The organism is Dyella kyungheensis (assembly GCF_049913195.1).
GTDB lineage: Bacteria > Pseudomonadota > Gammaproteobacteria > Xanthomonadales > Rhodanobacteraceae > Dyella > Dyella kyungheensis.
This window is the reverse complement of sequence record NZ_CP183983.1, coordinates 4,356,891-4,367,623: the sequence shown is the minus strand read 5'-3', so window position 1 is coordinate 4,367,623 and position 10,733 is coordinate 4,356,891. Positions and strand designations below refer to the sequence as shown.

Annotated in this window: 10 protein-coding genes; 5 read left to right on the top strand and 5 right to left on the bottom strand. The window is 65.7% G+C overall.

Features of this window, described 5'->3' with window-relative positions:
- Positions 1-56 precede the first annotated feature (56 nt).
- Together dinB and ACN9MB_RS19670 are read right to left on the bottom strand one after the other, a co-directional pair.
- The gene (gene dinB, locus ACN9MB_RS19675) at positions 57-1,124 is read right to left on the bottom strand and encodes a DNA polymerase IV (protein ID WP_426269985.1); all 1,068 of its coding nucleotides are present in this window, start codon (positions 1,122-1,124) and stop codon (positions 57-59) included.
- 173 nt (positions 1,125-1,297) lie between these two features.
- Positions 1,298-2,623, bottom strand: a complete 1,326-nt coding sequence (locus ACN9MB_RS19670) for a flavohemoglobin expression-modulating QEGLA motif protein (RefSeq protein ID WP_426269984.1) — start codon at positions 2,621-2,623, stop codon at positions 1,298-1,300.
- Positions 2,624-2,839: 216 nt separating this feature from the next.
- Here ACN9MB_RS19670 and ACN9MB_RS19665 point away from each other — a divergent pair, with 216 nt between their 5' ends.
- Together ACN9MB_RS19665 and ACN9MB_RS19660 are read left to right on the top strand one after the other, a co-directional pair.
- The gene (locus ACN9MB_RS19665) at positions 2,840-4,171 is read left to right on the top strand and encodes an APC family permease (RefSeq protein WP_426269983.1); all 1,332 of its coding nucleotides are present in this window, start codon (positions 2,840-2,842) and stop codon (positions 4,169-4,171) included.
- Positions 4,168-6,444, top strand: coding sequence for a beta-agarase (locus tag ACN9MB_RS19660; protein ID WP_426269982.1), 2,277 nt, complete (start codon positions 4,168-4,170; stop codon positions 6,442-6,444). The genes ACN9MB_RS19665 and ACN9MB_RS19660 overlap by 4 nt, the downstream gene beginning before the upstream one ends.
- A gap of 98 nt (positions 6,445-6,542) precedes the next feature.
- Here the strand turns inward: ACN9MB_RS19660 and ACN9MB_RS19655 are convergent, their stop codons facing one another.
- The 3 genes from ACN9MB_RS19655 to ACN9MB_RS19645 all read right to left on the bottom strand — a co-directional run bounded on the left by ACN9MB_RS19655 (position 6,543) and on the right by ACN9MB_RS19645 (position 8,537).
- Positions 6,543-6,950 carry a hypothetical protein gene (locus tag ACN9MB_RS19655; protein WP_426269981.1) on the bottom strand — a complete coding sequence of 136 codons (408 nt, stop codon included), beginning with the start codon at positions 6,948-6,950 and terminating at the stop codon, positions 6,543-6,545.
- Positions 6,951-7,156: 206 nt separating this feature from the next.
- Positions 7,157-7,627: a DUF962 domain-containing protein gene (locus ACN9MB_RS19650; protein ID WP_426269980.1), complete on the bottom strand. Its 471-nt coding sequence runs from the start codon at positions 7,625-7,627 to the stop codon at positions 7,157-7,159.
- Positions 7,628-7,640: 13 nt separating this feature from the next.
- Positions 7,641-8,537, bottom strand: a complete 897-nt coding sequence (locus ACN9MB_RS19645) for a phosphoribosylaminoimidazolesuccinocarboxamide synthase (RefSeq protein WP_426269979.1) — start codon at positions 8,535-8,537, stop codon at positions 7,641-7,643.
- A gap of 194 nt (positions 8,538-8,731) precedes the next feature.
- Between ACN9MB_RS19645 and ACN9MB_RS19640 the strand changes: the two genes are divergently transcribed.
- The 3 genes from ACN9MB_RS19640 to rpe all read left to right on the top strand — a co-directional run bounded on the left by ACN9MB_RS19640 (position 8,732) and on the right by rpe (position 10,665).
- Positions 8,732-9,082: a c-type cytochrome gene (locus ACN9MB_RS19640; protein WP_204637329.1), complete on the top strand. Its 351-nt coding sequence runs from the start codon at positions 8,732-8,734 to the stop codon at positions 9,080-9,082.
- A complete protein-coding gene (djlA, locus tag ACN9MB_RS19635) occupies positions 9,079-9,885 on the top strand; it encodes a co-chaperone DjlA (RefSeq protein WP_204637328.1) in 807 nt (268 codons plus the stop codon). The genes ACN9MB_RS19640 and djlA overlap by 4 nt, the downstream gene beginning before the upstream one ends.
- Positions 9,886-9,984: 99 nt before the next feature.
- Positions 9,985-10,665, top strand: coding sequence for a ribulose-phosphate 3-epimerase (rpe, locus tag ACN9MB_RS19630; RefSeq protein WP_204637327.1), 681 nt, complete (start codon positions 9,985-9,987; stop codon positions 10,663-10,665).
- Positions 10,666-10,733 lie beyond the last annotated feature (68 nt).

Sequence of the window (10,733 nt, the reverse complement as noted above, 5' to 3'; positions counted from 1 at the left end):
TCTAGACAAGGCCTCTTTAACAATTCTTTCGACCTAGGTTTACTTCCTACGTGGTTTCAACTGAAACCAACGTTGGCGAAGAGATCGCTTTGCGCCGCAAAACTGTCGACCTCGACGAAACCCGCCAGCCCAACACCCACCAGCCGATAGCGTGTTTCCGCTGGTTTTTCCACGCGGTCGCGCAGCGCGCAGGCGATCTCGGCGACGTCGCTGGCGGAGTCGGGGCGTGAAGAAGGAGTGAAGCTGCGGGTCAGCGTCTGGAAGTCCGACGTCTTGAGTTTGAGCACGACTGTCCGCGCTACCCGCGCGTGCTCTCCGGAAGCCTCACGCTCGTGCGCGGCCCAGGCCTTCTCTGCGAGTCGGCGGATATGAGGTGCGATTTCGTCCAGCGGCAGGTCGTGCTCGAACGTGTCTTCGGCCGATACCTGCAGGGTAGGACGATCCGGTTGCACGGCGTGGTCGTCGATGCCCAGCGAGAGTTCATGCAGGCGCCGTCCCCAGCGGCCGAAGCGCTGCTCCAGCTCCATCGCGCCGCGTTGCCGGAGATCGCCTACGGTGGCGATGCCCAGCTCCGTCAGCTTGGCCTCCATCACCTTGCCTACGCCGGGCAACCGTCCAACGGGCAGGGGCGCGAGGAATGCCTCCACCTGATGAGGGCGGATCACGAAAATCCCATCAGGCTTGCGCCAGTCTGACGCGATCTTGGCGAGAAACTTGTTGGGCGCCACGCCGGCCGAGGCGGTGAGCTGGGTCTCTTCGCGGATGGCGGCCCGGATCGCCTCCGCCGTCGCTGTTGCCGAGGGCAGCTGGGTGTGGGTGCTGGTGACGTCGAGGTAGGCCTCGTCGAGCGACAGCGGCTCGATCAGCTCGGTGTGCCGCGCGAAGATCTCGCGCACCTGCCGCGACACCGCCTTGTAGCGGCCGAAATCGGGCGGCACGAAGATCGCCTGGGGACACAGCCGTTCCGCACGCACGGCAGGCATCGCCGAGCGCACGCCGAACTTGCGCGCTTCATAGCTCGCGGCACAGACCACCGAGCGCGCACCGCGCCACGCCACCACCACCGGCTTGCCGCGCAACGAGGGATCGTCGCGCTGCTCCACCGACGCGTAGAACGCGTCCATGTCCACATGGATGATCTTGCGGGGTGGCGGCACAGCGACGAGAGCGGTGAGGGGAGGGCATAGTCAAGCACGAAACGGCGTCGCTGCGTGTGGCTTGTCGCGCACAGGGTGCGCTCCCGCAAAGGAGGATCGCATCATCTGTGGGAGCGCACCCTGTGCGCGACTGGTATACCTCACTGCCACAACGCCTGCAGGCTCTCCTCGATGCGCTCCTCCTCAAACTCGACGAAGCGATTGAGCTCGAAGGTGTCGAGACGGAAGCGCTGCGCCGCGGTGAAGAAGGCCATCAGCGAGAGGATGCGCTGCGGGTTGCGCGCCCACGGCGGCACATAGACGGCACGCGCGATCAGCCCGTCGTGCAGATACGGGCTCAGCGTGATGACGTCGGAAGTGGTGACGCGCCCGGCGAACAACATCGGCAGCATTTCCGCATGCCCCGCCTGCAGCACCTTGCGGATGAACACGTAGACGATCATCACGCCTTCCAGGTAAGCGCCGTCCTTGGTGAAGCAGATGCGGCCCTTCGGATCGCCGCCGCGGAAGATGCGTGCGGCGCTCTGGTAGCTCTCGGTGGGCGATTGTCCGGCGTCCAGGAAACCGCGGAACACCTCGATGAAGTCCGCGCCGTCCAGGGCGTTCTTCACCGCCACCACGCGCAAGGCGATGCGGCGCAGCCGGTTCAGGTCGATCGCGCCGGTGATGATCTCCGAGAACGTGGCCAGTCCTTCCTGCGTGCGCGTGGTGCGCGGCGAACCCAGGCCCAGCGATTTGAAGTACGGCTGATGCTTGCCGTTGAGCAGCGTGGCGGTATGCACGAACGCCTCGTGTTCGGTGAGCTGCTCCAGGTCGAGCGCGGAGAACAGCGCGGTCGAGCGCAGGTTGATGCTCTTGCTGCCCGCCGTTGCCTTCGACGGCAGCTCCGGGTCGAGCAGCACTTCGACCTTGTCCTTGTCGAAGAACGGGCCGAGCCGCTCGCGCAGGCGCTGGGCGAATTCCTCGGCGGGAATATCGGCGGCGACGCGCGGGATCTCCTCGCGGTTGATCAGGTCGTCGCTGATGGCGAGCAGATCCCTGGCGGCATCGACGGCGTTGGAGGTCTGGCTGCGATACGTCGTGTCGGGCCGGCCATACAACGCCGTGGAGCACTGCGTGAAGCGCTCGGTGCCGATGTTCATCAGCATCTGCGCGGCCGTGCGATAGCTCCACGCGGTCTTGAACAGCCAGTCGCCGATGGGGTGGCTGCGGTCGACCTTGTCCATCAGGGTCTTCAGCGCAGCCGCTTCGCCGCTCAGGTCCGGATGGCGCAGCGGCGGCTGCGGCAACACCGGATTACCCTTGGCCCAGGAGGCCATGAAGGTCGCCTCCATCGAGGCCGGCCAGTCGATGGCCTTCAGCACGCGGATCTTCTTGCCGATCGCGAGCAGCTGGCGATCGCATTCGAGCAGGGGGCCGAGGGTCTTGTCGTCCTCGGGGCGAAGGGCGCTTGCGACGGTGCTCATGACGCCTCCTCAGGGCTGGCCGGGGCGCATGGCCAGCGTTGCAGCGACGGGAACCGGCACTTTGCCCGCACCGCCGTGATGTAACGGCGAAGGTTCGCCCGCGCGCACGAAAAAAAGGGTCTCGCTCCAGCAGGTTGCAGCGGGATGTCGAAGAGTGGGGCGCAGTCCGCTATCGTCCGTGATTCGTATCCGTCGCGTAGGAAGCCGTGCCGCCCCATGACCGCTGAGACTTCTTCCGCGTATCTGCGCCGCCTGGGCACCTGGGACGCGGCGGCCATCGTCATCGGCGGCGTGATTGGCGCCGGCATTTTCCGCAGCGCTTCCACCGTGGCCGAGCGAACTTCCTCGGGCACGCAACTGCTCACGCTGTGGGCCATCGGTGGTCTGCTCACGCTGGCCGGCGTGCTTTGCTATGCGGAGCTGGGTGCGCGCCGGCCGCAGGCGGGCGGTGTCTACATCTATCTGCGCGAGGCCTACGGGCAACTGCCGGCCTTCCTGTTCGGCTGGACCATGGCGCTGATCAATTACCCCGGCAGCGTGGCGGCGGTGGCCACCACCTTTGCCGATTATCTGTGCACGGCGATCGGGCTTTCGCCGCACCTGTGGGTAAAGCCGGTGGCGGCGGGTGCCATCGCGTTCATCGTAGGCGTCAATTTCTTCGGCATTCGCGCGGGCTCGCGCATGTTGAACGTGTTCACCTTGTTGAAGCTGTCGGCCATCGCGTTGGTGGTGATCGCGGGCGTGATCCTGGCGCATGGCCAGTTCGGCAACGTGCTGGCCACCGATACCAGCAAATCGCTGCCGCCAGGCGCCCTGCTCGGTGCCTTGCTGCCGGTGCTGTTCACTTACGGCGGCTTCCACTATCTCAACGATCTGGCGGGTGAGGTGCGCGAGCCGCAACGCACCCTGCCGCGCGCGCTGGGCCTCGGACTGGGCGGCGTGGTGGTGTGCTACGTGCTGGTCAACTTCGCTTATCTGGCGGGGCTCGGCCACGCAGGTCTCGCGGCGAGCCAGGCGCCCGCGGCGGACCTGATGCGTCGTCTCTTTGGCGAAAGCGGCGCAACCCTCATCGCGGTGGGCATCGCCTGTTCCACCTTCGGTTACTGCAGCATCGCCATCGCCGGCGGTGCGCGCGTGCTGCAGACCATGGGTGCCGACGGCATGTTGTTCGGTCCGGTGGGCCGTATCCATGAGCGCTCGCATGCACCACGCGTGGCGTTGGCGGTGCTGGGCGGCTGGGCCATCGTGCTGGTGATCTCGGGCAATTTCGGCCAGCTGGTCGACTACACCACGGTGGGCGAGTGGTTGTCGCATGCGTTCGGCATCTCGACGCTGTTCTGGTATCGCCGTCGTTTTCGCAATGAGCCGTCGCCGTACCGGGTGCCTTTGTATCCCCTGTTGCCGCTGGCGTTCGTTCTTACCGTGCTCGGCGTAATCATCGCAAAGGCGGTTGAATCGCCCGGTGATGCAAGGAAGAGCCTGTTGCTGATCCTCGTCGGCGTACCTGTCTACTACGCATGGCGAGCATGGCAGCGGAGATCAGCATGAAGTTACGTCATCGCATCGCGTCGACCCAGCAAGGCGGCCTTCAGACGGCACAGGCATACTGCCGCCATTTCCTTCGCGCCGAGCCGCCGATGAACCGGATCGCTCCCCTTTCCATCGTCTGCCTGCTGGCGCTTGCCGGTTGCCACAAGGCCAGCGACACCGATCGGGCCGATCTCAGCCATGCCGCCGCGAGCCCGGCCCCTGCCGCCAGCGCTCCCGCGGCGCCTGCGCCGCAGAAACCGGAAACCACGCTCGATCATGTCGTGCTCGATGGCAAGCCGGTAACGGTCGAGGGCATGTCGTTGCAGCGCTACGTGTTCCAGCCGTCGCCGCAGCCGCAGGTCACGGTGGTGTTGGACAAGGGCGACTGGTCGAAGGAAGGCGCGCTGCGCGTCGACATGCAGAACGCCATGCAGTGGGCGGTCACGCTGACCGTCGACATCGATGGCGTAAAGCAGGGCGATCATCTGCATGCCACCGTCGGCATTCCTGCCGGCCCGCCACAGACCCTGGTGATTCCGCTGCACGCCACCTCGCCGCGGGCGATGGGCATGCAGGCGGGGCCGCCGATGCCGTATATGGCCGGCGGCAAGCGCGTGTTCGTGGCGACCACGGTGGAAGGCACGCTGGATCTGGCGCATGTGAAGGCCGTGCGCCTCGGCATGCCGGCGCCCACGGCGGCGCAGACGCTGTTGTTCGGCAAGCTCGATACCTCGCGTGGCGATCATGATCTGCGCGATGCCTATACCGGCATCGTCGATGCATGGGGCCAGTACACGCGCGGCCAGTGGCCCGGCAAGGTGGATACCGACGAAGTGTTGCGCGGCGGTCGTCCGAAGACCAAGCCGGGCGCAACGACGGAGGCGATCCCGCACAAGGGTTTCGATCGCTACGGCGGTCGCACCGACATGCCTGCGTTCAAGGGCACCGGCTGGTTCCGCACCGAGCAGCGCAATGGTCGCTGGCAATTGGTGACGCCGGAAGGGCACGCGTTCTTCTCGCTGGGCGTGAACGTGGTCGATGACGACGGCGGCCGCACGTACATCGAAGGCCGCGAGTTCATGTTCAAGGATCTGCCGCGCGACAGCGGTCGCTGGACGCCGTTCTACGGCAGCACCGGAAAATCGACGGGCGACCAGACCGCTTCGGCCGGCATCGCCTATCACCAGGGCAAGTGGTTCGATTACTACTCGGCCAATCTGTTCCTAGCCGATGGGCGTCATTGGCGACAGGCGTGGCGCACGCGCACCATCGAGCGCCTGGACGACTGGGGCTTCAACACGCTGGGCAACTGGAGCGACGACGCGCTCAGCCAGATGCATCGCATGGCCTATACGCGCTCGGTGAATATCGCGGGCGTGTTCGGCAACGTCTCCAGCGGCTACGACTACTGGGGCCGCATGCCCGATCCGTTCGATCCGCGCTTTGCGCAAGCCGCGGATGCCGCGGCGGCGCAGGCGGCGAAGGAAGTGCGCGACGATCCGTGGATGCTCGGCTATTTCGCCGACAACGAACTGGCGTGGGCCGGTCAAGGTCCGCAGGGTCGCTGGGGGCTCGCACAAGGCACGCTACGCAGTGAAGCGCGCAGCCCGGCCAAGCAGACCTTCATCGCCGAGCTGAAGAAAAAGTACGGCACGCCCGCGAAGCTGGCCGCCGCCTGGGGCATCTCGCTGGATGCGTGGGAGGCGCTGGACGCCACCAACTTCGCCGCGCCGAATCCCGACGAGGCGCATCCCGCCATCACCGACGACTACAGCGCGTGGCTGCGCACCTATGCGGATCAGTATTTCCGCACGGTTGCACAGGCCATCCACAAGCACGACCCGCATCACCTGTTCCTGGGCGGCCGCTTCGCGGTGCACACGCCGGAAGCCGTAGCGTCATGCGCGCAGTTCTGCGACGTGGTGAGCTTCAACGCTTATGCCGACGTGCCCGAGCATGCGTTCGATGCGGCTGCTTTCGCCAAGCTCGACAAGCCGGCCCTGATCACCGAGTTCCATTTCGGCTCGGACGACCGCGGCCCGTTCGGCAAGGGCGTGGTGCCGGTGTGGAACGAGCAGCAGCGCGGCGAAGCGTATGCGCACTACGTGGCCGATGCGGTGGCCAACCCGGCCATCGTGGGCGTGCACTGGTTCCAGTATGTGGATCAGCCGGTGACGGGTCGTCTGCTCGATGGCGAGAACGCGCACATCGGCCTGGTGGCGATCACCGACCGGCCGTTCACGCATTTCGTCGAAGCGGTGCGCGCTGCCAATCGCAAGACCGGTTACTGAAGCGCCAGGGTAATCCTGTGGAAGCGCACCCTGTGCGCGACTGCGGCGTTCCTCGCGATCGGGCGTCGCGCACAGGGTGCGCTCCTACAGAAAGCGGTTTAGGCGAGGCTGGTGGCTGCGCCGTACGCCACCGCCATCAGCACTGCTACCGCCATGCACGCGCTGGTGGGGCGGATGCGGTGAGCGTCGACGCGCGGAATAAGCCGCCACAGCACGAACACGCCCACGATCATGTCCACCACCAGCGCACCGCGCAGCAACGGCGAGGCGAGCAGCGGCGCATACGGCGGCTTGGTGTGGCCTTCGTGGATGGCGATGACGGCCACGATCAGCAGGCCGATCAGGTTCCACACCAGGCATGCCAGGTACGTGCGGTTGAACACCACCGCGCACCGCTCCACCCAGCGCAGCACCGACCACGCGACGATCGCGAAGAACAGCGCGCCGATGCTGCTGTAGAGCACCCACCAGAGCAGGGTGCTGATAATGGTGAGCAGGGTGGTCATGCGGCTTTCCTGTTTTCTCTATTTTATATTCGGCATGGATGGGAGATTGCGCGCTCTTCTTGCTCGTCATTCCGGCGCAGGCCGGAATCCAGTAGCGTCAGTGCAGGGTTTTCGCGATCAGAGCCATGCTTTGGCGTTGACGCAATAACCGACCACTACAGTCGCTGGATTCCGGCCTGCGCCGGAATGACGGATAGGTGGGTGATCTACACACCAAAGCGCCGCAACAACTTATCCATCAACCACGCCGGCCCCACCAGCAAATACGCCAGATCGGTAAAGAAGCTCGGCCGGCGCCCTTCGATGGCATGGCCGATGAACTGTCCGATCCACGCCACCACGAACACGCCGATGCCGGTGAGCAGCAGGTTGTGCGCACCCAGCATGCGATAGGCGAATTCGGTGAGCAGGCACAGCAGCACCAGCACCACCAACAAGGCCGCCGCGAGGCGATGCGACTTCTTCCAGTACCAGGTAAACGCCAGCACCAGGGCGAGCACGGCCCAGAAACCGGGACGTCCGATCATCGGCGGCACCGGAATCGTCCACATCATGGCGATCGCGCACCACAGGATCAGCGGCACGCAGATCCAGTGCAGCAGGCGGTTGGTCGGATGCTGGTGATCGTTGCTATAGCTGTCGAGCCACGCCTGCATGCCTTGCGTCGAATCGGCCATCGATGCGCTCCGCTCAATCGACCGTGATGTCGGCCAGACGCTGCAGCGCTTCGGCGTATTTGGCCGCGGTGGCGGCGATGACGTCGGCGGGCACGTTCGGACCCGGCGCCTTCTTGTTCCAGTCCAGCGTTTCCAGGTAGTCGCGCACGAACTGCTTGTCGTAGCTGGGCGGGCTGATGCCGACCTGGTACGAATCGGCCGGCCAGAAACGCGAGGAGTCGGGCGTGAGCATCTCGTCCATCACGTAGAGCTTGCCGCTCTCGTCGGTGCCGAACTCGAACTTGGTGTCGGCGATGATGATGCCGCGTTCGGCCGCATACGCAGCAGCCCATTGGTAGATCGAGAGCGTCGCTTCGCGTACCTGCTCGGCAAGCGCCGGGCCCACTGCAGCGACCACCGCGTCGAAGCTCACGTTCTCGTCGTGGTCGCCCACGGCTGCCTTGGTCGACGGAGTGAAGATCGGTTCCGGCAACTGCTGCGCCTGCTTCAGCCCGGCCGGCAGCTTGATGCCGCACAGCGAGCCGCTGGCCTGGTAGTCCTTCCAGCCCGAGCCGATGATGTAGCCGCGCGCGATCGCTTCCACCGGCACCGGCTTCAGGCGGCGGGTGACCACGGCACGCTTCTCGTACAGCTTCAGGTCGGTGCCGGCGGGCAGCACCTCGGCCAGCGGCACGTCGAGCAGGTGGTTGGGCACCAGGTGCGCGGTCTTGGCGAACCAGAAGTTGGAGATCTGCGTGAGCATCTCGCCCTTGCCCGGAATCGGATCGGGCAGCACCACGTCGAAGGCCGACAGGCGGTCGCTGGCCACGATCAGCAAGCGGTTTTCCGGCAGGGCATAGACGTCGCGCACCTTGCCGCGATGGATCAGCTCGAGGCCCGGAAGATTCGATTGCAGCAGGGTGGTGGGCACGGTCTTACGCTCCTGGAAGGCCCGGCCTGGCGGGGCAGGACGGAAAATCGGCGGTACGGCCCGGACGGGCCGCGATACAAGCCGTTCATTGTACCGGCTGGCGCCGGCGCGCGAGGCAGGGCGACCTCAAGCCGCGGCCGGCGACTATTGCGCTGGCTGCTAGACTTGGCGCTTTTTGAGCCCCGGTCTTTGCGATGGCCCAGCCGCCCCGCCGTCTAGCTTCGTTGTTCCGCTGCCTTGCCGGCGTTGCGCTGGCCTATGGCGCCGTGGCGTCGGCGCAGGCTGCCGGGCCCAAGCCCGCGCGCCTGGGCCTGTGCGCCGCCTGCCATGGCGAAACCGGCATGGCGCAGATTCCGGGTGCGCCCAACCTCGCCGGGCAGAAGCTCGACTATCTGCGCGAAGCACTCAAGCAGTACCGCGATGGACGTCGCAACGTGCCCTTGATGCGCGCGGCGATCGGGCCCATGAGCGACGCCGACCTCGATGAACTGGTGCGCTGGTACAGCGCGCAGACGCCGTCCGTGCCCACCCAAGGCAACCCATGAACTTCACCTGGACCCTCTGGCTTGCCCTCTTTGGTCTGATCTTCGGTCACGGGCTTCCCGGTGCCGTGGTGGGGGGCATCACCGGTTTCATCATCGATAGCCTGCGCCAGGGCCAGCGCCGTCGCGCTACGCCCCAGGCGGGCGGCTACATCAGCCCGTTGTTCGCCTTGTTGGGCGCGGTGGCCAAAGCCGATGGCCGCGTGTCCGAAGCCGAGATCGCCGTCGCCGAGCGCGTCATGCAGCGCATGGGCCTGGAGCACGAGCCGCGCAAGCAGGCCATCACGGCGTTCAACGCCGGCAAGCAGCCGGAGTTCGACGTCACCCCGGCCATCGAGCAATTGCGCCGCTGGGTCGGCTTGCGCCGCGACCATGCCTTTCCGGTGCTGGATGTGGTGATCGAAACGGTGATCGCCGAAGGCAACCCGCCGCCGGAGAAGATGGCCATCCTGCGCCAGCTCGCCTTTGCGCTGCGCGTGAGCGACATGGAACTGATGGCGCTGATGGCCATGAAGGGCTATGCCTGGAATGCCACCGGTGGTTCGCGCGGCTACAATCAGCGCGGCAATGGCGGCTACGTGCCGCCTCAGCGCAATACCAACGGCCCTGATCCGTACACCGTGCTCGGCATCGCCCGCGACGTTGACGACCGCGCCGTGAAGCGCGCCTATCGCAAGCTCATTTCCGAGCATCATCCGGATCGCCTGGGCGACCTGCCCGAGGCGATGCGCAAGCAGGCCGAATCGCGCGCCAGCGAAATCAATGCCGCGTATGAGCGGATCAAGGCCGAGCGTGGGTTCAAATAAACTTTGCCGTGACCTGTGGGAGCGCACCCTGTGCGCGACTGCAGGCACTGAATCACCTCAGGTCGCGCACATAGGTGCGCTCCTACAGGAAACCGGATCATGAGCAAGCAAGCCAACGTCATCGCCCCGTCCATTCTTTCCGCCGACTTCGCCCGGCTGGGCGAGGACACGGCCAAGGCGCTCGCCGCCGGCGCGGACTGGGTGCACTTCGACGTGATGGACAACCATTACGTGCCGAACCTCACCATGGGCCCGATGGTGCTCAAGGCTTTGCGCGACTACGGCATTACCGCGCCGATCGACGTGCATCTGATGGTCAAGCCGGTGGACCGCATCGTGCCGGACTTCGCCAAGGCAGGCGCCAGCGTGATCAGCTTCCACCCGGAAGCGAGCGAGCATGTGGATCGCACCCTCGGCCTGATCAAGGATTCCGGTTGCCAGGCCGGCCTGGTGTTCAACCCGGCGACCTCGCTGGACTGGCTCGACTACGTGATGGACAAGCTCGACCTGATCCTGCTGATGTCGGTGAACCCGGGCTTCGGCGGGCAGAAGTTCATCCCTTCGGCGCTGGACAAGCTGCGCGAAGTGCGTCGCCGCATCGATGAGAGCGGGCGGCCGATCCGCCTGGAGATCGATGGTGGCGTCACCGCCGCCAATATCGGCGAGATTTCGGCCGCGGGCGCGGACACCTTCGTGGCGGGATCGGCCATCTTCAACGCGCCGGACTACAAGGCGGTGATCGAGGCAATGCACCAGCAGCTGGCCGCCGTACGCGGTTGACGAGCCCGGAAAGAAAAATCCCGGCGCGTGAGCGCCGGGAGAAGTTTCGTCGGAACGACGTGTGAGGA